The 22,619-nt window shown below is 54.3% G+C and carries 18 protein-coding genes, 2 rRNA genes and 1 riboswitch (1 of these 21 cut by a window edge); of the genes, 18 read left to right on the plus strand and 2 right to left on the minus strand.

What is annotated here, in order from left to right; all coding sequences use genetic code 11:
* The 3 genes from AC4G46_RS03135 to AC4G46_RS03145 form a co-directional block, all read left to right on the plus strand.
* Positions 1–1,683: ribosomal RNA gene (locus AC4G46_RS03135) — 23S ribosomal RNA — on the plus strand (it extends 1,243 nt beyond the left edge of the window).
* A 127-nt stretch (positions 1,684–1,810) separates the two neighbouring features.
* Positions 1,811–1,927 (plus strand): 5S ribosomal RNA (gene rrf / locus AC4G46_RS03140).
* 278 nt (positions 1,928–2,205) lie between these two features.
* Positions 2,206–2,952, plus strand: coding sequence for an acyl-[acyl-carrier-protein] thioesterase (locus AC4G46_RS03145; RefSeq protein ID WP_491126647.1), 747 nt, complete (start codon positions 2,206–2,208; stop codon positions 2,950–2,952).
* A gap of 69 nt (positions 2,953–3,021) precedes the next feature.
* Here the strand turns inward: AC4G46_RS03145 and AC4G46_RS03150 are convergent, their stop codons facing one another.
* On the minus strand, positions 3,022–3,927 hold the full coding sequence (locus AC4G46_RS03150) for a helix-turn-helix domain-containing protein (RefSeq protein ID WP_491126648.1): 906 nt from the start codon (positions 3,925–3,927) through the stop codon (positions 3,022–3,024).
* 22 nt (positions 3,928–3,949) lie between these two features.
* Positions 3,950–4,393, minus strand: coding sequence for a tRNA (N6-threonylcarbamoyladenosine(37)-N6)-methyltransferase TrmO (gene tsaA, locus AC4G46_RS03155; protein WP_491126649.1), 444 nt, complete (start codon positions 4,391–4,393; stop codon positions 3,950–3,952).
* A 137-nt stretch (positions 4,394–4,530) separates the two neighbouring features.
* Between tsaA and AC4G46_RS03160 the strand changes: the two genes are divergently transcribed.
* From AC4G46_RS03160 to purH, 15 genes are all read left to right on the plus strand, one after another.
* A complete protein-coding gene (locus AC4G46_RS03160; RefSeq protein ID WP_491126650.1) occupies positions 4,531–6,669 on the plus strand; it encodes a DNA topoisomerase III in 2,139 nt (712 codons plus the stop codon).
* A gap of 363 nt (positions 6,670–7,032) precedes the next feature.
* Complete coding sequence (locus tag AC4G46_RS03165) at positions 7,033–8,286, plus strand: MFS transporter (RefSeq protein WP_491126651.1); 1,254 nt, start codon at positions 7,033–7,035, stop codon at positions 8,284–8,286.
* 93 nt (positions 8,287–8,379) lie between these two features.
* On the plus strand, positions 8,380–8,643 hold the full coding sequence (locus AC4G46_RS03170) for a DUF1294 domain-containing protein (RefSeq protein WP_068726035.1): 264 nt from the start codon (positions 8,380–8,382) through the stop codon (positions 8,641–8,643).
* A gap of 51 nt (positions 8,644–8,694) precedes the next feature.
* Positions 8,695–9,129, plus strand: a complete 435-nt coding sequence (locus tag AC4G46_RS03175) for a universal stress protein (RefSeq protein WP_068726033.1) — start codon at positions 8,695–8,697, stop codon at positions 9,127–9,129.
* Positions 9,130–9,252: 123 nt separating this feature from the next.
* Positions 9,253–9,354, plus strand: a riboswitch (purine riboswitch).
* A gap of 243 nt (positions 9,355–9,597) precedes the next feature.
* Positions 9,598–10,083 (plus strand): 5-(carboxyamino)imidazole ribonucleotide mutase, encoded by a 486-nt coding sequence (gene purE, locus AC4G46_RS03180; RefSeq protein WP_491126652.1) that lies wholly within the window; start codon positions 9,598–9,600, stop codon positions 10,081–10,083.
* A gap of 29 nt (positions 10,084–10,112) precedes the next feature.
* Positions 10,113–11,330, plus strand: a complete 1,218-nt coding sequence (purK, locus tag AC4G46_RS03185) for a 5-(carboxyamino)imidazole ribonucleotide synthase (protein WP_491128777.1) — start codon at positions 10,113–10,115, stop codon at positions 11,328–11,330.
* Positions 11,331–11,335: 5 nt separating this feature from the next.
* A complete protein-coding gene (gene purB, locus AC4G46_RS03190) occupies positions 11,336–12,631 on the plus strand; it encodes an adenylosuccinate lyase (RefSeq protein ID WP_491126653.1) in 1,296 nt (431 codons plus the stop codon).
* 38 nt (positions 12,632–12,669) lie between these two features.
* Positions 12,670–13,560: a phosphoribosylaminoimidazolesuccinocarboxamide synthase gene (locus AC4G46_RS03195; RefSeq protein ID WP_491126654.1), complete on the plus strand. Its 891-nt coding sequence runs from the start codon at positions 12,670–12,672 to the stop codon at positions 13,558–13,560.
* 65 nt (positions 13,561–13,625) lie between these two features.
* Complete coding sequence (purS, locus tag AC4G46_RS03200; protein WP_019913657.1) at positions 13,626–13,871, plus strand: phosphoribosylformylglycinamidine synthase subunit PurS; 246 nt, start codon at positions 13,626–13,628, stop codon at positions 13,869–13,871.
* 5 nt (positions 13,872–13,876) lie between these two features.
* The gene (purQ, locus tag AC4G46_RS03205) at positions 13,877–14,566 is read left to right on the plus strand and encodes a phosphoribosylformylglycinamidine synthase subunit PurQ (RefSeq protein WP_491126655.1); all 690 of its coding nucleotides are present in this window, start codon (positions 13,877–13,879) and stop codon (positions 14,564–14,566) included.
* Complete coding sequence (purL, locus tag AC4G46_RS03210; RefSeq protein WP_491126656.1) at positions 14,544–16,790, plus strand: phosphoribosylformylglycinamidine synthase subunit PurL; 2,247 nt, start codon at positions 14,544–14,546, stop codon at positions 16,788–16,790. Before purQ ends, purL begins: the two co-directional genes overlap by 23 nt.
* The gene (gene purF, locus AC4G46_RS03215) at positions 16,775–18,271 is read left to right on the plus strand and encodes an amidophosphoribosyltransferase (RefSeq protein WP_277472454.1); all 1,497 of its coding nucleotides are present in this window, start codon (positions 16,775–16,777) and stop codon (positions 18,269–18,271) included. The genes purL and purF overlap by 16 nt, the downstream gene beginning before the upstream one ends.
* A 753-nt stretch (positions 18,272–19,024) precedes the next feature.
* Positions 19,025–20,065 (plus strand): phosphoribosylformylglycinamidine cyclo-ligase, encoded by a 1,041-nt coding sequence (purM, locus tag AC4G46_RS03220; protein ID WP_491126657.1) that lies wholly within the window; start codon positions 19,025–19,027, stop codon positions 20,063–20,065.
* On the plus strand, positions 20,065–20,679 hold the full coding sequence (purN, locus tag AC4G46_RS03225) for a phosphoribosylglycinamide formyltransferase (RefSeq protein WP_491126658.1): 615 nt from the start codon (positions 20,065–20,067) through the stop codon (positions 20,677–20,679). Before purM ends, purN begins: the two co-directional genes overlap by 1 nt.
* A 392-nt stretch (positions 20,680–21,071) precedes the next feature.
* On the plus strand, positions 21,072–22,619 hold the full coding sequence (gene purH, locus AC4G46_RS03230; protein WP_491126659.1) for a bifunctional phosphoribosylaminoimidazolecarboxamide formyltransferase/IMP cyclohydrolase: 1,548 nt from the start codon (positions 21,072–21,074) through the stop codon (positions 22,617–22,619).

Here is a 22,619-nt window from a genome sequence, read left to right on the forward strand (position 1 = left end):
TGTATGCAGGTTGAAGGTGTACCGTAAGGAGCGCTGGACAGCATACAAGTGAGAATGCCGGTATGAGTAACGAAAAGATCAGTGAGAATCTGATCCGCCGAAAGCCCAAGGTTTCCTGAGGAAGGCTCGTCCGCTCAGGGTAAGTCGGGACCTAAGGCGAGGCCGATAGGCGTAGTCGAAGGACAACAGTTTGAAATTACTGTACCACCGTAATCCGTTATGAGCGATGGGGTGACGCAGGAGGGTAGTGACGCGGACTGATGGATGTCCGTCTAAGCAGTGAGGCTGGTGTGTAGGCAAATCCGCACATCGTAAGGCTGGGCTGTGATGGGGAGCGAAAATTATAGTAGCGAAGGTCATGATCTCACACTGCCAAGAAAAGCCTCTAGTCAGGAGAAGGTGCCCGTACCGCAAACCGACACAGGTAGGCGAGAAGAGAATTCTAAGGCGCGCGGAAGAACTCTCGTTAAGGAACTCGGCAAAATGACCCCGTAACTTCGGGAGAAGGGGTGCCTCGGTAGGGTGAATAGCCCGAGGGGGCCGCAGTGAAAAGGCCCAAGCGACTGTTTAGCAAAAACACAGGTCTGTGCGAAGCCGCAAGGCGAAGTATACGGGCTGACGCCTGCCCGGTGCTGGAAGGTTAAGGGGAGTGGTTAGGGGTAACCCGAAGCTATGAACCGAAGCCCCAGTAAACGGCGGCCGTAACTATAACGGTCCTAAGGTAGCGAAATTCCTTGTCAGGTAAATTCTGACCCGCACGAATGGCGTAACGACTTGGGCGCTGTCTCAACGAGAGATCCGGTGAAATTTTAATACCTGTGAAGATGCAGGTTACCCGCGACAAGACGGAAAGACCCCATGGAGCTTTACTGCAGCTTGATATTGAATTTGGGTACGATCTGTACAGGATAGGTGGGAGCCGTAGAAGCAGGAGCGCAAGCTTCTGTGGAGGCGCCGTTGGGATACCACCCTGATCGTATCTAGGTTCTAACCTGGTACCCTAAACGGGTACGGGGACCGTGTCAGGCGGGCAGTTTGACTGGGGCGGTCGCCTCCTAAAGAGTAACGGAGGCGTTCAAAGGTTCCCTCAGAATGGTTGGAAATCATTCGAAGAGTGCAAAGGCATAAGGGAGCTTGACTGCGAGACCTACAAGTCGAGCAGGGACGAAAGTCGGACTTAGTGATCCGGTGGTACCGCATGGAAGGGCCATCGCTCAACGGATAAAAGCTACCCTGGGGATAACAGGCTTATCTCCCCCAAGAGTCCACATCGACGGGGAGGTTTGGCACCTCGATGTCGGCTCATCGCATCCTGGGGCTGAAGTAGGTCCCAAGGGTTGGGCTGTTCGCCCATTAAAGCGGTACGCGAGCTGGGTTCAGAACGTCGTGAGACAGTTCGGTCCCTATCTGTCGTGGGCGCAGGAAATTTGAGAGGAGCTGTCCTTAGTACGAGAGGACCGGGATGGACGTACCGCTGGTGCACCAGTTGTTCCGCCAGGAGCATGGCTGGGTAGCTACGTACGGACGGGATAAGCGCTGAAAGCATCTAAGCGTGAAGCCCCCCTCAAGATGAGATTTCCCAATTAGTAAGACCCCTTGAAGACGACGAGGTAGATAGGTTGGAGGTGGAAGTGCAGTAATGCATGGAGCTGACCAATACTAATCGGTCGAGGGCTTATCCAATAATTAAGACGCAGATTCGTTTCGGATTCAGTTTTCAGGTGATCAAGCCTGTAACGCAACGACATTTATTCGCACTTCGGGTGATGAACCAAATGTCTAGCGGCAGCGTCTGTTTCACAGACGCATGTTTGGTGGCGATAGCGGAAGGGTTCCACGCGTACCCATCCCGAACACGACCGTTAAGCCTTCCAGCGCCGATGGTACTTGGACCGAAGGGTCCTGGGAGAGTAGGACGCCGCCAAGCACATGAAGCCATTGTTGAGTAATCGACAGTGGTTTTTTTGTTGTCTGATGGTATTATGGGGATAAATAAGTTTAAGACAGGAGGAGACCAAGGGTTATTCTAAATGATTTGGATAACCGGTGGAAAACTTCATGGGAAAGAAAACTTATACACATGTGGATAGCTGCCTTAGATTTGAGCAATGATGAAGAATTCTCCCCAGTTTATGTGGATATAGTGTTAACTTTTGTGGATACAGCAGTAAATAATGTGCATGAAATTGCAAAGGAGCGCAAAAAATGAACCAGTTGGACAAATTATTGTGGATAGAAGATTTTTTTGTACAGGCAAGTGATACAGATTTCCGTTCAAAAGGTAAAGTGTCCTTTATGCTTGATATCATGCAGCGGGCTGCTGACTCGGCTGTGCATAATTTGGGGTTAAGCATGGATAAAATGCTGGAGGCGGGAATGGGCTGGATGGTCATTACAATGGATCTGGACATCAATCGTTTGCCTTTGCCGAATGAGATGCTTACTGTACATACGTGGAGTAAAGGGACTAAAGGGGCGCTATGGCAGCGGGACTACAGAATTTTTGACGAGAACAAGCTGGAAATCGCCTCAGCACGCTCTATTTGGGCTTTAGTAGATATCGATAAACGCAAGATTCTCCGCCCGTCGGCTTTGCCGGTTGCTGTGGAGCATTACCTTGAGGACTCCGTAGGGCCATTACCCCAAAAGGTAACTATACCAGCGGATGTTCTTTTGCAGGAGGCTTATCGTTATCAGGTAAGGTACAGCGGTCTGGATAACAATGGCCATCTGAACAATGCACGGTATGTGGATATCTGCTGTGATACCTTGACACTGGGGGAGTGGACAGAGCTGGAGCTTGCCGGTTTACAGATCACTTATGCACAGGAATCTAAATATGGTGAGGAATTAAGTATTTTAAGGTCCGCACTTACGGAGGACAGAATATATGTGCGGGGGCAGAGCGTGGATAAGATATTTTTTGAAGCCTGCCTAAAGTTTGCGCGGTAAATAAATAAATCGTAGCTATAGAGCCTGTGTCTGCTATCCAGATAGGGGCTTTTCTTATTTTAATAACAATTAAAGCAGGGATAAAGGAATATAGATCTCACTGATGGATTCGGGATTGTCCGGTCCCAGATAATCCTTGCCATAATACTCAAATTCATAAGAGAGCGTGAGCTGATGGGCAGTCTTAGGCAAAAATACGCCATAAATATATTTATATGTAGCTGAGATATCAGCAGAGCGCCCTTTGTGCAGAAACTTCAGATAACGTGCCGGAGGCAGGGTAAGGACAGGCAGGGTGGGGGACGCTTGGTATGGGTGTAGAGGAGTGTTAGCAACAACGGATATCGTATTAAAGCTCTCCAGCTCGCACCCGCATAAAAAACGGATTCCGTTATCCTCATAGTCTTCAGTCCATTGGCCCAGCTGATAGTATTTCTCCGGAAGCTTTCGCTCAGGAATCTCCGTTATTCTGCTCCACAACTCCTTCCAGGCAGTGCTGATAACGGACGGGTCATCATTAAGAGTGACTTGTACACCCTGCAGCTTGATTTCACCGAGATCCACTGTTTGAGGCGGGATAGTATGCTCATTGGTCCATCGCTGAAGATCATGATTATAGAGACGGTGAAGCAGCAGGGGAAGGACAGGATTTCTTTTTTGGCGAATCTGGGTTGGTGTGGTATACAGCATCCTTTTGAAGGAACGGACAAAGGTTTCGTAGTCTTTAAATGAGTAATCCAGCGAAATATCCAGCAAGGAACGGCCGGGCTCGCAGAGGATATCCCGTACTGCTTCGGTAATCTTGCGTCTGGCGATATAATCGCCGGGTGTAAGGCCGGTTACCCCTTGAAACAGCCTAATAAAATGATATATGGAATAGCCAGTGAACAGGGAGAGTGAGCGGACGGATAGCGGCTGATGAAGATTATCCTCGATATGATCAATTGCTGTCATAATTAGCTGCCGGTTATCCATTCATTCTCCCCCTGCCCTAATTTTATTCAACTACCCACTCGCCCCATGAAGATGCCCAAGCTGGAACCTTCACATATCGGACACGGTCTGTAGTTGGAAAGTAAGCTTTTATATCTAACACTGGTGTTCCCGGATAAGCGTCCAGTCCGCCAACCACAATAATCCCTTCAACCGCATCAACAGAGATAATCTCTGCTACACTAAGACCTATAGGGTTTGGACGTACTGGGGAACGGGAAGCAAATACACCTGTTACCGGCGCATCATAAGGAGGCTCGATCTGTGTGGTTGCCCGGAACATATCATCAGCAAACTCATGAATCCACCAGAGAAGCTGGCAATGGCTGAACGCCTCCAATCCCTTGAGTGCAGCTCTATACTCAGGTTTAATCTCGATCTGCAGGTTATGCTGAGTTCCGGAGACTGTACCTACGGGAAATACATTATACATTTCTGAAGCGGACATTGGCTGTGACTCCTTTCGGCTGACAAACATTTTAGCATAAATTTAGTTTATATTAGATGAAGGGATTTTCGCCTGACGATATTTGCGGTCTTTTGAATAATGGTATAATGAGTTGTTGAAAGGGAAAGGAGAGAACTATGAAGACACTGGTGCTTGCAGAAAAGCCCTCGGTAGCGCGTGAAATTGCACGCGTAATGGGCTGCGGAAATAAACAGAAAAGCTATATTGAAGGTCCTAAATATATAGTAACCTGGGCGCTCGGGCATTTGGTCGGCCTGGCGGAGCCGGAGGATTATAATAGTAAGTTTGCGAATTGGGCCCTGGAGGATCTGCCGATCCTGCCCGAGAAAGCGAAGCTTAAGGTGCTGCGGGAGACCAGCCAGCAGTATAAAGCGGTACAGCAGCTGATGAAGCGGCAGGATATTGAGGAGCTGATCGTCGCTACGGATGCCGCGCGTGAAGGAGAGCTTTTGGCGCGGTGGATTATGAATATGGCAGGCTGGAAAAAGCCGTTTAAGCGGCTGTGGATCTCCTCGCAGACGGATAAAGCGATCAAGGAGGGATTCGCCTCCTTGCGTCCCGGGCGGGATTTTGACCGGCTCTATGAATCGGCGCGCTGCCGTGCCGAGGCAGACTGGATGATCGGGCTGAATGTAACCCGGGCACTGACCTGTAAGTTCGGTGCACCACTGTCGGCGGGCCGGGTGCAGACACCTTCGCTTGGTATGATCATGGACCGGGAAAACGAGATTACCGGGTTTCGTTCCCAGGAGTATGAGCTTTTGACCGCTGACTTTGGCAGCTTTCAGGCGGGCTGGCGTGCCCAGGGAGGGGACGGGCGGATTTTTGATAAGGAGAAGACGGCTGTACTTAAAGATAAGCTGACCGGACGATTAGGCCGGATAGCCAAGGTTCAGAAAAGTGAAAAAAGCGAGCCGCATCCGCTGGCCTATGATCTTACAGAGCTGCAGCGCGATGCCAACCGCAAGTTTGGCTTCTCGGCCAAACAGACCTCAAGTGTGCTGCAAAAGCTATACGAGCAGCATAAGCTGGTCACTTATCCGCGTACCGACAGCCGGTATCTGACTTCGGATATGACAGGTACACTGAAGGAACGTCTGGATAGTGTTGCTGTAGGGCCATATGCTGCACTGGCTCGTCCGCTGCTGCGTAAGCCGCTGCCGATCACCAAACGAATTGTGGATGACAGCAAGGTGAGCGATCACCATGCGATTATTCCAACGGAGCAGACTGTACTCTTAAATCAGCTTAGCACGGAAGAGCGGAAGCTCTATGATCTGATTGTCCGCCGGTTCATCAGCCTGTTCTATCCGCCGGCGCGTTATGATGCTGTAGCGGTGACAGTGAGCGTTGAAGCCGAGAGCTTCCATGTCAAAGGTACGACAGTTAAGGATGCCGGCTGGCGTGAGGTTTATGGCGGAGATATGACCAATGATGACGAGGAAGAGAATGCTGCAGATGAACCTGCGGCAGGGAGCGTGAAGCTGCCGGAGCTACGTGAGGGGGAGAATGTTAAGGTTGAGCGCTGTATTGTTCGCCCCGGACGGACACAGCCGCCTAAGCGCTATAATGAAGCATCCCTGCTGACCCAGATGGAGAAGCATGGGCTTGGTACGCCGGCAACCCGCGCGGATATCATTGAGAAGCTGGTCAGCTCAGATACGATCGAGCGTCAGGGTAATTTACTTCATCCGACAGGTAAAGGCAAGCAGCTGATCGGGCTGGTGTCAGCGGAGCTGCGCACGCCTGAGCTGACCGCACGCTGGGAAGGGGAGCTGGAGCGGATCGCCCGCGGCCAGGGCAAGCCGGAGCCGTTCCTGCAGGGCATCCGCAGCATGGCGCAGGAGCTGGTCTCCGGCGTCAAGAGCAGCGGAGCGGAATACAAGCCGCATAATGTCTCGGCCAGCCATTGTCCCGAGTGCGGGACGAGAATGCTGGAGAAGAAGACGAAGCGCGGCAAGCTGCTGGTCTGTCCGGCAGACGACTGCGGTTATACCCGGGCAGGCGAGAAGCGGCTGTCAAACCGCCGCTGCCCGCAATGCCATAAGAAAATGGAGCTTAAAGAAGGCAAAGCCGGCTTGTATGTGCAGTGTCTCGGCTGCGGGATAACGGAGACGATGGATAAAGACCACAAGCATATCAACAAACGGGAGCAGCAGAAGCTTGTGCAGCAGTACAGCAAGCAGGAAAGCGCCGGCTCAAATCTTGGCGATCTGCTGAAAGCGGCTATGGAGGCCAAGGCGAAGGGAAAATAATGTAGTGCACCGAACGTCTGTGTTAGGAGAAGTAATCTGTTAAAGAATACGTACAGGAATCCTTACAGGAATCCGAACATGCGTATGAATAAAGCAGAGCCTTCAGACGTTTGGCAGGGGCCGCTGCATATTTCCGGAATTGAACAAGACTGCGGAGCATCCCCGCAGTCTTGTTTTGATTCGGATGTTTATACCAGCCATGGCTGCGGGATGATCCTGTTACGTTTACTTACGTGATATCAGAAAAGATTGCATAATGTTACTGTTACATCTATATCGAGATATATTGTACTGTATGAGGTAAGATTAATTCTTAAGACAGGTAGCAGGAGAGAAGACTAAGGGCAGGCTTCCTGCACAGGAATGGAGCGGATAACAGAAATGGCACTGGCGGAAGGGAAACAGAAGCAGGTACAAGCGGCACAATCCCCGGGCGGGAGGGGAAGCAGCCGAGTTTTCTTTTTGATAATCGTCTTCATGTTCTGGTTCTCATCTTATATTTATGTGCCGGTGCTTTCGCCATATGTGGAGCATCTGGGTGCATCTTATGTTATGGTTGGCGCAGTGCTTGGCGTGTACGGGCTGATGCAGATTCTGTTCCGGCTGCCGATCGGCATCGGGTCGGATGTTCTGAACCGGCGGCGGCCGTTCATTTATCTGGGGCTGATCGCGAGCGGAGCAAGCTGCCTGATTTTTATGGCGGGGGCAGATCCGGTATGGGCTTTGGTGGCACGCGCGGTTTCGGGGATTGCGGCATCTGCATGGGTCGTATACTCGGTGATGTTCGCGGGATATTTTCCTAAAGAGGAAACCGGAAAAGCGATGGGCATGCTGCAGTTCACCACGGTAATTGCCCAGCTGTCGAGCATGATGATCAGCGGTTATATGGTGGAGCACTGGGGCTGGAATATGCCCTTTATCGTCGGCAGCATTGTGGCGGTGCTCGCTATGCTGCTCGTCCTGCGCTTGCCGGAGCAGCGGCAGGAGAAACGCGAAGGCGGAATCCGGCTGAAAGATCTTGCAGGCGTAATGAAGGAGCCGCTGCTGGTCAAGGTCTCGCTTTTATCGGTGCTGGCGCACTGTGTACTGTTTATTACAATGTTCGGGTACACGCCCAATCAGGCGCTGGATATCGGGGCAAGCAAGGAGAGCCTGGGCTGGCTGACGCTTGCTTTTATGGTGCCGCATGCTGCAGCTACGCTGTACGGATCACGGCTGTTCGGCAGGCTGCTGGGTGAGAGGGGGACATTGATGCTGGGCTTTGCAGGCAGTGCTGTATTCACTTTGCTGATTCCGTCCATGCCGACGCTGGCTGCGCTCTGTGCGACCCAGATAGGGAACGGGTTTATGCAAGGGCTGATTTTTCCGCTGCTGCTGGGCAAATCGGTCTCGGATGTGGCGCCGTTTAAACGGGCGACTGCTATGGGCTTTTATCAGGCCGTCTATGCAGTAGGGATGTCGGGCGGTCCGTTTGTAGCGGGCTGGATGAGTGCTGCTTACGGGCTGAGAGGCGGCTTTTGGCTGGGTGGCATTGCTGCTGCGCTGGCTGCGGTATTGTCGTGGGTATGGCTCAGGGAGTCCGGTGTCTCTGCGAAAAAGCTTAACAGAGCAGGTTAGTACCTTGGCAGCTTATGTGAGGTTATTGGTTTTTTGCAGCAAGGAGAATATAATAGATGATAGGGCAGGATGCAAGGAGGAGGGGCCGGAACGATGGTCAAAGGGGTACTGGTGTGGTTTGTGCTGATTAATATTATCGCCTATGTGGTGATGTCCGAGGACAAGAACAAAGCCCGGGCAAGACGGGACCGTGTGCCGGAGAAGACGCTGTTTCTGCTGGCGTTCATGGGCGGCGCGCTGGGCATCCTTATTGCCATGTACCGCAAACGGCATAAAACCAGACATACTTCCTTCCGGATCGGCATTCCGCTGCTGCTGCTGCTTAATATTTTGCTGTACGGGTATTTTTTAAGATAGCGGTTTGTACTTGGACTGCTGGTTAATCAAAATGAAAAAGAGGTGGCGTACATGTTATTCTCTAAAATTTTGCTCGCCTATGACGGTTCCAAAGCTTCCAATCAAGCGCTTGAGCGGGCGATCGAACTGGCTAAGGTAACTCCCGGATCTTCCATTTACGTCGTACACGCATTCGAATTCCCCCGGTTCTTCATTGGGGAAGCTCTCGCGCCTCTGCCGGCTTCAGTGAACAAGGATTATTATGATCTGGCGGTGCAGACTACCGATGAGGTCAGAGGACGTCTGGAAGCCGAAGGCCTGAATGCGACGGTTGAGCTGCTGCAGGGTTCCCCGGCTGAAGTGATTCTGAATTATGCCAAGGAACAGGGAATGGACGTTATTGTAATCGGCAGCCGCGGACTCGGCGGGATACGTGAATTTGTACTGGGCAGTGTCAGCCACAACGTGGTGCAGAGCGCCCGGATACCGGTGCTGGTTGTAAAATAATAGATGAAAAAAGGGCGGGGCATTCCGATGTCTCTCCCTTTTTTTGTAGCCAAAAGCGAACGATTTCATGTGTCAATATATTAATGTTCGTGTTTAAGTTGACATGAAGTGTAGGGCATTGTTAAACTGAACCTATGAAGAGCTCGTATAAAACCGGGAATAGGGCCCGGAAGTTTCTACCCGGTAACCGTAAATTGCCGGACTACGAGGAAATAGGATGACTGGGACAGCCCTCAGCACCGCTCCGTACAGGAGTGGCTGGCTTTTGCGGCTGAGCTGTTCGTAATGCCTCCGTGCCGGAGGAGTCTTCCCCTGCTTCCTCCAGTAGTCTGGGTCCACCCGCAGCAGCATGCGTCTGGAATCCGGGCTTTTTTTTTCGGAATTATGGAAAATGGGTCTGAAATAGGACAAACTTAGAGAGCATACGACAAAAGAGCTTCTATATCGAGCGGAGGGGAAGGTTGAAACATGTCAGTGCAGGTTGGAGTGATCATGGGCAGCAAGTCAGACTGGGAGACGATGGAGCATGCCTGTGCCGTGCTGGAGGAGCTGAACGTACCGTATGAGAAAAAGGTAGTCTCTGCGCACCGTACGCCGGATCTGATGTTCCGTTATGCGGAAGAGGCGGCGGGCCGCGGACTGAAGGTCATTATTGCCGGAGCGGGCGGAGCGGCGCATCTGCCGGGGATGGTGGCTGCGAAGACGATCCTGCCTGTAATCGGCGTGCCGGTTCAGACCAAAGCGCTGAACGGGCTAGATTCGCTGCTGTCGATCGTGCAGATGCCGGGCGGCATTCCGGTGGCAACGGTAGCGATCGGCCGGGCCGGCGCAACCAATGCGGGACTGCTGGCGGCTCAGATCATCGGCGCGTTTGATCCTGAAGTGCAGGGCCGGGTGCTGGAGCGGCGCCAAAGAATCGAGCGCGAAGTGCTGGAAAGCAGCGAGAGCTTATGAGCCAGGAGGAGCTGAAGGCGGCGGGGCAGATGAGCGAGGCGCAGGTTCAAGCCGGGGAGGACAAGAGCCCGGGGACGGCCCGCACGCTGCTGCCGGGGCAGACAACGATCGGCGTGCTTGGCGGCGGCCAGCTCGGCCGGATGATGGCGCTTGACGGCATCGCCATGGGCTACCGCTTCGTGGCGCTGGACCCGGCGGCGGATGCGCCGTGCGGGCAGGTAACGCCGCAGATCACCGCGGCGTACAATGACCGGGACGCGGCGCGGGAGCTGGCGCAGCGCGCGGACGTGATCACGTACGAGTTCGAGAATGTCGATGCCGGCGTAGCGGCCTTGCTGACAGAGGAATCGTACGTGCCGCAGGGCAGCGCGCTGCTGTATACGACGCAGCACCGGCTGCGCGAGAAGGCGGCGATCGAGGCGGCGGGCGTACCCGTCGCCCCGTACCGCAAGGTCGGCAGCCTGGCGGAGCTTACCGCCGCGGCTGCCGAGCTGGGCCTGCCCTGTGTGCTGAAGACAGCCACAGGGGGGTATGACGGCAAGGGACAAGCCGTCATCCGCCAGAAGGATGAGCTGGAAGCCGCGTTCCGGCAGGTGGCACCTGGCGCTGCTGAAGGAGCTGAAGTACCGGAGCTGGTGCTGGAGAAATTTGTGAAGTTCCAGTGCGAAATTTCCGTCATTGCCGCACGCAGCGCCTCCGGGGAAGTGAAGAGCTTTCCCCCGGCGGAGAACATCCATGTAAACAACATTCTGCATCTGTCCATTGTGCCTGCCCGTGTCCCTGAGGAGATCCGGCAGCGCGCCTGTGAGCTTGCCGAGCGGCTGGTTACAGGACTGGATGCCGTCGGACTGCTGGCTGTGGAGATGTTCGTTACGGAGGACGGGGAATTATTCGTCAACGAGCTGGCGCCGCGGCCGCATAATTCGGGGCACTATACAATGGATGCCTGCGCGACTTCACAGTTCGAGCAGCATATCCGCGCAATCTGCAATCTCCCTCTGGGCGATACTTCACTGCTGACTCCGGTAGTTATGGTGAATCTGCTGGGGCAGCATCTGGATGGAGTGATCGAACGGACGGGACAGGCTGATGAAGCAGCAGGTAAGCTGGGGGTTGCCCCCAAGCTTCACATATATGGCAAGACCGAGAGCAAAACCGGCCGCAAGATGGGCCATGTCAACCTGCTCTGCAAGGATACCGGCGACGGGCTGTCCTGGGTAGAGCAAACTAACCTTTGGAGGAACTGAAAGCTATGATCGAACGTTACAGCAGACCTGAAATGCGGGCCATCTGGACCGAAGAAAATAAATTCAACGCCTGGCTTGAAGTAGAACTGTGTGCATGTGAAGCCTGGGCCGAGCTGGGAGTCATTCCGCAGGAAGACGCCGCTAAGCTGCGCAAGGATGCGAAATTCGACATTGACCGGATCAATGAAATTGAGCTTGAGACCCGTCATGACGTAATTGCCTTTACGCGTGCCGTGTCCGAGAGCCTGGGAGCCGAACGTAAATGGGTGCACTACGGACTGACTTCCACTGACGTTGTGGATACAGCGCTCGGTTACCTGCTGCGTCAGGCGAACGAGATTCTGGAGAAGGACATCATCAACTTCATCGGAATTCTTAAAGACAAAGCAATTGCCTACAAGGACACTCCGATGATGGGCCGCACACATGGCGTACATGCCGAGCCTACAACCTTTGGGCTCAAGATGGCACTCTGGTACGAGGAAATGAAACGTAACCTGGAGCGCTTCCGGCACGCGGCCAGCGGCGTTCAGTTCGGCAAAATCTCCGGCGCAGTCGGCACCTATGCCAACATTGATCCGTTCGTAGAAGAATTCGTCTGCAAAAAGCTGGGTACGAGCCCTGCACCAATCTCCACCCAGACCCTGCAGCGTGACCGCCACGCGGAATACATGGCTGCACTGGCGCTGGTAGCCACATCGCTGGACAAGTTCGCTACTGAAATCCGCGCGCTGCAAAAGAGCGAAATCCGCGAGGTGGAAGAAGCTTTTGCCAAGGGTCAAAAGGGTTCCTCTGCTATGCCGCACAAACGCAACCCGATCGGCTGCGAAAATATCTCCGGCCTGTCCCGCGTGATCCGCGGTCACATGGTTACAGCGTATGAGAACGTGCCGCTCTGGCATGAACGCGATATCTCGCACTCGTCGGTAGAACGGATCATCCTGCCGGATGCGACCATGCTGCTCAACTATATGCTGAACCGCTTCGGCAACATCGTGAAGAACCTGACCGTGTTCCCGGAAAATATGAAGCGCAACATGAACCGTACCTTCGGTGTTCCGTTCTCCGGCCGCATCCTGACCAAGCTGATCGACAAAGGCTTCAGCCGCGAGCAGGCCTATGATACCGTGCAGCCGCGTGCAATGCAGGCCTGGGAAGAGCAGACCCAGTTCCGTGATATCGTCGAAGCTACTCCTGAGATCACTGCCGTGCTCAGTCCGGAAGAGATTGAGGATGCCTTCAACCCTTCCTGGCACCTGAAGCATGTGGATACCATCTTCCGCAAGCTGGAGCTGATTTAGAAGAAACGAAGCAATAAAAAGTTGAGGGAGGAAAGGTCATGACACACCCTGCCGTATCCACGGCTGTGGAGCTCGTAAATGCACCGCTGCTCTATAAAGGAAAGGTCCGCGAATTGTACGATTTGGGGCAAGAGGTACTGATCGTTGTTACGGACCGGATCTCTGCGTTTGATTATGTGCTCGATCCGGCTGTGCCGGACAAAGGCAATGTGCTGAACCGGCTAAGCGCCTTCTGGTTCGGACTGACGAAGAACCTGATCGAAAACCACGTCGTCCACATTGATGTCGATCAGCTCGGCGGCGTTGTGAAGGACCGTGAAGCGCTCAAAAACCGCATCATGGTCGTACGCAAGGCCGAGAGAATCGATATTGAATGTGTCGTACGCGGCTGCATTACCGGCGGAGGCTGGCGGCAGTATCAGGAGACCGGCAAGGTCAACGGCATCGAGCTTCCCCAGGGCCTGCGCAAGAACGCCGTGCTGGCTCAGCCGATTTTCACGCCTGCCGCTAAGAATGATGTCGGTCACGATGAGGACATTCCGTTTGAGCAAATGCAGGAGCAAATCGGTGCCGAGCTGGCGCTGGAGCTGAAGGAGAAAAGCCTGAAGCTGTTCGCTTTTGCCAGAGCGTATTGTGAGGAGCGCGGGATCATTCTCGCAGACTGCAAGTTCGAGTTCGGGCTGCTGGACGGCAAGGTGATTCTGATTGATGAGATTTTTACACCGGATGCCTCCCGCTTCTGGGCTAAAGATAAATATGCGCTTGATATCGAGATTGACAGCATGGACAAGGAGCCGGTCCGGACCTATCTTTCCGCATCGTCCTGGGACAAGAACAGCACGCCTGACCCGCTGCCGCAGGAAGTGGTAGAGGAGACCAGCCGCCGCTACCGGGATATCTATCACCGGCTTACCGGCAAGGATTTGTAAGACAACTCTCTTTTTTATGATCAAGATAAGTCAGCTCATTAAAATTTAGGAGGAACTACAAGCGTATGTTAAAAGCGACAGTCTATGTCACCATCAAGAAAAGCGTGCTCGATCCCCAAGGTGTTGCCGTGCAGGGAGCTCTTCATTCGGTAGGTTTTCAGGAAGTTGAAAGTTTGCGTATCGGCAAATATATGGAGCTGACGCTCGACACGGACAACCGTGCTGAAGCGGAAGGACGCCTCAAGGAAATGTGTGAAAAGCTGCTGGCCAACACGGTGATCGAGGATTACCGCTACGAATTGGAGGACTAAAAGTCATGAAATTTGCTGTACTTGTCTTTCCGGGCTCCAATTGTGACATTGACTGCTATAAGGCTGTAGAAGAAAGTCTCGGTGAACCAGTCGATTATGTGTGGCATACGGCAACCGACCTGTCGGCGTATGACTGCATTCTCGTGCCGGGAGGCTTCTCCTATGGTGACTATCTGCGCTGCGGCGCAATTTCCCGCTTCGCTCCGGTTATGGCTGAGGTGGCCAAAGCGGCAGAGCAGGGCAAATTCGTGCTTGGCATCTGCAACGGGTTCCAGATTCTGACCGAAGCGGGCCTCCTGCCGGGGGCGCTGCGCCGCAACATGTCGATGAAGTTCCGCTGTCATGACACGGTGCTTAAGGTCGTTAACAACAACACTCCGTTTACGGTTGATTATGCGAAGGATGAGGAGATCGTCATTCCGATCGCACATGGCGAAGGCAATTATTACTGTGATGAAGAAACGCTTGCTTCTTTGCAGGCGAACAATCAGATCGTGTTCACATACAGCGATAACCCGAACGGCTCGGTAGCCGATATTGCGGGGATCAGCAACGTGGCAGGCAATGTGGTAGGCATGATGCCTCACCCGGAACGTGCAGCTAATAGCCTGCTCGGCTCGGAAGACGGCAAACGGATGTTTACATCCATTCTCAAGACTTGGAGGGAACGTTATGACGCAGCAAGTATCCGCTAAGGAGCCGACCGCAGAGCAGATTGCGGAGCAGAAAATCTACAGCCAGTTCGGTGTGTCGGACAGCGAATATGAGCTGATCACCTCTTTTATGGGCCGTAAGCCTAACTATACCGAAATCGGTGTATTCAGCGTAATGTGGTCCGAGCATTGTGCCTACAAAAACTCCAAGCCGTTACTCGGACGTTTCCCGACAAGCGGACCGCGTGTCCTTATGGGACCGGGTGAAGGTGCGGGGATCGTAGATATCGGTGACAACCAGGCCGTTGTTTTCAAAATTGAAAGCCATAACCATCCGTCAGCGGTTGAGCCTTATCAGGGCGCGGCGACCGGGGTGGGCGGGATTATCCGCGATATTTTCTCCATGGGTGCAAGACCGGTGGCGCTGCTGAACTCCCTACGTTTCGGGAAGCTTGAGAGCGACCGGGTAAAATATCTGTTCGAGCATGTCGTGTCCGGGATCGCAGGCTACGGTAACTGTATCGGCATTCCGACTGTCGGCGGCGAAATTATGTTCGACAACAGCTATGACGGCAATCCGCTGGTTAACGCAATGTGCGTGGGCCTTATTGATCATGATAAAATCCAGCGCGGTGTCGCTAAAGGTGTAGGTAACCCTGTGTTCTACGTAGGCCCTCCTACCGGACGTGACGGTATTCACGGCGCAACCTTTGCTTCCGTTGAGTTGAGTGAGGAATCCGAAGCCAAGAAAACAGCGGTACAGGTCGGCGATCCGTTCATGGAAAAGCTGGTTATGGAATCCTGCCTTGAGCTGATCGACAGCGGCATCGTATTGGGTATTCAGGATATGGGCGCAGCAGGCCTTACCTGTTCCAGTGCAGAGATGGCCAGCAAAGCAGGCAACGGCCTGGAGCTGTATCTGGATCAGGTTCCGCAGCGTGAGGAAGGCATGACGCCTTATGAAATGATGCTGTCCGAATCCCAGGAGCGCATGCTGTTCGTGGTTGAGCCTAAGAATGAGGCGCAGGCGCAGGAGATTTTTGACCGCTGGGGCGTGATCTGCCGCAAAGTGGGCAAGGTAACAGATGACGGCCGCCTGAAGCTGTTCCATCACGGTGAGGTTGTCGGCGACATGCCGGTAACAGCGCTGGTAGATGAGTGTCCGATCTATAAAAAACCTTCCTCAGTTCCGGCTTACTATGAAGAGAATGCCAATGTAGATACTTTGCGTTATGAAGAAGTTACGGATCTGGGCGGCGCTCTGCGTACTGTACTGGCTTCGCCGACAGTTGCGAGCAAAGCATGGGTTTATAACCAATACGATTATATGGTCCGCACCAGCACAGCGGTTCGTCCGGGTTCCGATGCGGCTGTGGTTACCATTAACGGTACACGCAAAGGCCTGGCCATGACTACAGACTGCAACGGCCGTTATGTCTATCTCGATCCTGAAGTTGGCGGACGCATCGCGGTAAGTGAAGCGGCCCGCAACATTGTCTGCTCCGGCGCGAAGCCGCTGGCGATTACGGACAACCTGAACTTTGGCAGCCCGGAGAAGCCGGAGATTTTTTGGCAGATGGAGCGTGCTGTTGACGGCATGGCTGAGGCCTGCCGTGTGCTGGATACGCCGGTTATCGGCGGTAACGTCAGCTTGTACAACGAAAATGCTGCCGGAGCCATCTATCCGACCCCGGTTGTGGGCATGGTGGGTCTGGTTGAAGATACGGATCACATTACGACTCAGGCGTTCAAGCAGGAGGGCGATGCTATTCTGCTGCTGGGTGTAACCAAAGCTGAGCTTGGCGGCAGTGAGTTCCAGTACGCCGTTCACGGTGTAACCGAAGGACGTCCGCCGGAGCTTGAGCTGGCTACAGAACAAAAACTGCTGGATGCTGTACTATCCGCGATCCGTGGCGGCCTGGTCCGTTCGGCGCATGACCTGTCTGAAGGCGGATTGGCTGCTGCGCTGGCTGAGAGCTGTATCAGCGGCGGAATCGGTGCGAACATTGAGCTGTCGGCTGGCGGACTGCGCCGTGATGTGGCACTGTTCAGCGAAACCCAGTCCCGTATTGTGCTGACCTCGGCACCTGACCGTGCAGAGGAGCTCAAAGCAGCTGTTGCTGCTTACGGTGTACCGGTTGAAATCATCGGAACGGTCGGCGGCGACAGATTGCGCGTGTCCCTTGACAGTGCATCCGCACTTGATGAGGCTGTATCCGAACTTAAATCCGTGTGGGAGGATGCTATTCCATGTCTTATGAAATAAAGACCGGGAACAAGCAGGAGACCCCCATCCTGTGGACCGGCGACTTTTACAATGAAGGAACGGGCTCGGGAGATATTTTTGATACGTTAAAAGAAGAATGCGGCGTCTTCGGGGTCTTCGGACACCCGGAGGCCGCCTCCATGTCTTATTACGGGCTGCATGCCCTGCAGCACCGGGGGGAAGAGAGCGCGGGCATCTGCGTAGCAGACGGCCGCGATTTCAACTACCACCGCGGCATGGGCCTTGTCAAAGAAGTCTTTGACAAGGACAAAATCGCCTCGCTGGTCGGCGACATGTCCATCGGACATGTTCGATATTCCACCAGCGGGGACAGCCGGCTGACGAATGCCCAGCCGCTGGTCTTCAAATACCGCGACGGCGACCTGGCGATTGCCACCAACGGCAACATCGTCAACGAGCCGCTGATCCGCAAGACGCTTGAGATGAGCGGGTCGATCTTCCAGACGACGAGCGACACTGAGGTGCTGGCGCATCTGATTGCGCGATCGCCGAAGGATTTTGTCGAAGCAGCCAAGGATGCGCTGCGCCAGCTGGTCGGCGGCTTCGCCTTCCTGCTGATGACCAATGACAAGCTGATCGTCGCCTCTGATCCGCACGGGCTGCGCCCGCTGGTGATGGGCCGGGTCGGTGAAGCGTATGTCTTCGCTTCCGAGTCCTGTGCCCTCGAAGTTATCGGAGCCACTCTGGTCCGTGACATCGAGCCGGGCGAGCTGCTGGTGCTGGACAAGAACGGCTTCCTGGAAGACAGATTCACTGAACCGAAACGCAAAGCGCTGTGTGCGATGGAATATATCTATTTCGCCCGTCCGGACAGTGACCTCAACGGCTCTAACCTCCATTCCGCCCGCAAGCGGATGGGCAGCCGGATGGCGCTGGAATCGTTCGTTGATGCCGATATCGTCACCGGCGTACCGGATTCCAGTATCTCGGCAGCTATCGGTTATGCCGAGCAGACCGGCATCCCGTATGAGCTTGGGCTGATCAAGAACAAGTACACCGGCCGGACGTTCATCCAGCCGAGCCAGGAGCTGCGCGAGCAGGGCGTGAAGATGAAGCTCAGCGCCGTGCGCCGCGTTGTCGAAGGCCAGCGCGTCGTCATGATTGATGACTCGATCGTGCGCGGCACGACCTCGCGCCGGATCGTCAATCTGCTGCGCGAAGCCGGAGCGCTTGAGGTGCATGTGCGGATTACATCGCCGCCGTTCAAGAACCCGTGCTTCTACGGGATTGATACCCCGGACCGCCGCGAGCTGATTGCGTCGTACAAGACCATTCAGGAGATGTGCGAGGAGATCAACGCCGATTCCCTGGCGTTCCTGTCGCCGGAAGGACTGATCCAGTCCATCGGCGGCTACAGCAGCAATGAGTACAAGGGAGGCCTGTGCCTCTCCTGCTTCGATAATGATTACCCGACGCAGGTGGATTTCGGCGGGGAAGAAAAAGATGGATGCTCTTGTTGACATCCCCCTAAGTCCCCCTTGCGAAGGGGGATTCCGGAGGGCTCGGCCCTCCGGCCACCCGAAAGCTCGGCGGTAGGAGTTTGCTCTAAACTTGCTAAGATGGCGTGGGTGCGGGTGCCCGCTTTGTCCAAATATAAGGATGTATATGTTCCACACTATAAATCATCCTTATATTTCTCGCAGAAACGGATACCGTCCTGTTTAGGACGGCAAAGTCGTTTCTACTTGTGCGGACACGCTCTACGGCGCTGCGCGCCCTGGCGGCCTGCGGCCCCGCCGGGCCGTTGGCTCGTAAACCCGGCTGTTTGCTCCGCAAAAGCGGGGGTTCACTCGCTGAGGGTGCGCGCGGCTTCGCCCCGCGCACGAGGCTCGCGCCCCCGGCTGTTTGCTTCGCAAAAGCGGGTTGGCTCTCGCTAAGCGAGGCGCTTGGCTTCGCCAAGAGCGCCGAGCCAGTGCCCCTGTGCAAGGCGCAAACTTCGGCTTGCGGCCGGGTTTACCCGGGTGGTCTGAGTCATGGAGGGGAAGTTTGGAACTGTAGGAGCGTAGCGTTCGCCTGAAAGCTTTCCGCAGGAAAGCTCGCAACGGAAGCATAAGCTATATTTGGATTTCTACCGCGGCCAGCGGTTCAAATCAGGAAATCCAAATTAACAGCGACCGGAAGTCCAAACATTCCCCGTAAAGACGACTATGACCACCAATAACCAGGCCGCCCCGAAACAGCGCTCTAAACTAATTTAAATGAGGTGTCCAAAAGTGTCGGAAGCTTATAAAAACGCCGGAGTGGATATTGCGGCTGGCAATGAAGCGGTAGAACGCATGAAAAAGCATGTAAAACGCACTTACCGTCCGGAGGTCATGACTGAGCTCGGCGGATTCGGCGCACTGTTCGGTCTCAACAAAGATAAATACGACGAACCTGTACTTGTATCCGGTACTGACGGCGTTGGCACAAAGCTCAAGCTTGCGTTCGCGGCAGACCGCCACGATACAATCGGTATTGATGCGGTTGCTATGTGTGTTAACGACATCGTGGTGCAGGGCGCAGAGCCGCTGTTCTTCCTGGACTACCTCGCATGCGATAAAGTTGTGCCCGAGAAGATCGAAGCCATTGTTGCCGGAATCGCTGAAGGCTGCCACCAGGCAGGCTGCGCGCTGATCGGCGGCGAAACGGCTGAAATGCCGGGCATGTACGCTGCCGGCGAATACGATATTGCTGGATTCACAGTGGGCGTAGCGGATAAGGCCAAGCTGGTTACCGGGGCAGACATTGCTCCTGGAGATGCTGTAATCGGTCTTGCCTCCAGCGGTATTCACAGCAACGGCTTCTCGCTGGTGCGCAAGCTTTTGCTGGAGCAGGCTGGTTATGGTCTGAACGATGTTGTTCCTGAACTGGGCGCTCCGCTAGTGGACGTGCTGCTCGCACCGACCAAAATCTACGTAAAACCGCTGCTGGCCCTGCTTGAGCAGCTGACCGTTAAAGGCATGGCGCATATTACCGGCGGAGGCTTTATCGAAAATATTCCGCGGATGCTGCCGGATAATGTGAATGTTGAGATTAACTACGGCTCCTGGCCGATCCAGCCGGTCTTCGGCCTGATGCAGGAGAAGGGCCGTGTAACGAACCGTGATATGTTCACCACCTTTAACATGGGGATCGGCCTGGTGCTGGTAGTACCTGCTGCAGACAGCGAGCGTGCGCTTGAGCTGCTGAAAGCAAGCGGAGAAGAGGCTTATCTGATCGGAACGGTGACTGAAGGGGAGCGCATCGTTACCTTTACGGGAGCTGAGGTCTGATGAGCACCAGCCGGATCGCTGTATTTGCTTCCGGTCAGGGCAGCAATTTTGCCGCACTCATTGAAGCGCAGAGAGCTGGGCAGCTTGGTGAGGGAAGCATTGAGCTGCTGGTCTCTGACCGGCCGGAAGCGCCTGTAGCACAGCGGGCGGAGGCTGCGGGCGTACCCGCCCTTCTGCTGCGGCCGAAGGATTTCGCCAGCCGTGAGCTGTATGAGGCGGAGATTGTGGCCGAGCTGAAGCGCCGGGACATCGGGCTGATTGTACTTGCCGGTTACATGCGGCTGATCAGTCCGGTGCTGCTGGAGCCTTTTGCGGGGAGAATTATCAACATCCATCCGTCGCTGCTGCCTGCTTTTGCCGGGAAGGACGCGATCGGACAGGCGCTGGATTACGGCGTGAAGCTGACCGGAGTAACGGTGCACTTCGTCGATGGCGGGATGGATACCGGGCCGGTCATTGCCCAACGCAGCGTTACGGTGGAAGCAGGGGATACGGCTGAGTCACTGGCACAGCGGATTCACCAGATAGAATATGAGCTCTATCCGGAGGTTGTCCGTGCTTTTGCAGACGGAAAAGTTGAGCTGAACGGCAGGCATGTTGTTGTCCGGCAGTAAGCTGCCATTCGACATTCTGCATTCCATCACCATCTGCAGGTTTTGATATTTCTCGGGAAATATTGCACAAAGTTTAGAGGGTGTCGTTTTACGGCTGTACCGCCGGTTTACTTGACGAATGCAGTCCGCTTAAAGTGACAGGGTTCACGGGGAAGATCTGGTTGTATTCCGTACAATTGATTTTTAGAAAATGAGGCCAAAGCAGCATAAAGCTGAGAATCTGCTGCACAAAATGCAACAGATTCTGTTTTCAGACGGATATACCTATCATCTGTTGTACAAAGTACAGTAGATCCTCTTTTACCTAGATTGCAGCAATTCTTAGCGAAGCTTCACCGTAACTATTAAGTTAACAACACTAATCTTGCATCATCCGGAGGAGGACTATTCAAGTGAGTATCAAAAGAGCGCTGGTCAGCGTATCGGACAAACAGGGCATCGTGGATTTTTGCCGCGAGTTGTCTGCATTGGGCGTAGAAATTATCTCCACAGGCGGCACTAGCACACTTTTGGCTAAAGAAGGCGTACCGGTTATCGGCATCTCCGATGTAACGGGCTTCCCGGAAATTATGGACGGACGGGTCAAAACCCTTCATCCTGCCGTACACAGCGGCCTGCTGGCTGTTCGTGACAACGAGGAGCATACGCGTCAGATGACGGAGCTGGGTCTCGGTTACATCGACCTGGTGGTGGTGAATCTGTATCCGTTCGCGGAGACGATTGCCAAGCCGGATGTGTCCTACGAGGAAGCGATCGAGAATATCGATATCGGCGGACCGACGATGCTGCGTTCTGCGGCGAAAAACCATGCTTTTGTCAGCGTGGTTGTGGATGCGGCTGATTACGAGAGTGTGCTTGAAGAGGTGCGTGCAGGCGGAGATACGACTCTTGAAACCCGCAAACGTCTTGCGGCAAAAGTGTTCCGCCATACGGCGGCTTACGACGCCCTGATCGCCGATTATCTGGCCAATGTGACCGGTGAACCGTTGCCGGAGCGCTATACTGTTACTTACGAGAAAATCCAGGATCTCCGCTACGGGGAGAACCCGCACCAGAAGGCGGCATTCTACCGCAAGCCGCTGGCGGCGCAGGACACGCTGACAGCAGCCGAGCAGCTGCACGGCAAAGAGCTGTCCTACAATAATATCAACGATGCCAACGCGGCGCTGCAGATCGTGAAGGAGTTCGAAGAGCCGGCAGTCGTAGCTGTTAAGCATATGAATCCTTGCGGAGTAGGCGTGGGAACCAGTGTGTTTGAAGCTTATCAAAAAGCGTACAACGCCGATCCGACCTCCATCTTCGGCGGAATCGTCGCTGCTAACCGGATTATTGATGCAGATACCGCGAATCTGCTGAAGGATATCTTCCTGGAAATCGTATTGGCTCCGGGCTTCACTGAAGAAGCACTGGACATTCTGACACAGAAAAAGAACATCCGCCTGCTCAAAATCGGCAATCTGAGCAGCGGCGCGGCGCGCAAGAGCAGCTTTGTTGTGACTTCAATCGAGGGCGGCATGGTTGTGCAGGAGAGCGATGTGCACTCCGTAAATGCGGATGAACTGCAGGTTGTTACCGACCGCAAGCCTACCGAGGAAGAGCTGAAGCAGCTGCTGTTTGGCTGGAAGGTCGTTAAGCATGTGAAGTCCAATGCGATCGTGCTGGCAGCGGATGATATGACCGTCGGCGTTGGCGCAGGCCAGATGAACCGGGTCGGCGCAGCGAAGATTGCCATCGAACAGGCAGCAGACAAGGCTAAAGGTGCTATTCTCGCATCTGACGCGTTCTTCCCGATGGGCGATACCCTTGAACTCGCGGCGAAAGCAGGCATTACCGCTGTTATTCAGCCGGGCGGCTCGATCAAGGACGAGGAGTCGATCAAGGTTGCCAACGAATACGGAATCGCTATGGTCTTCACCGGCGTCCGCCATTTCAAACACTAG

Source organism: Paenibacillus sp. fava2, from assembly GCF_058313675.1.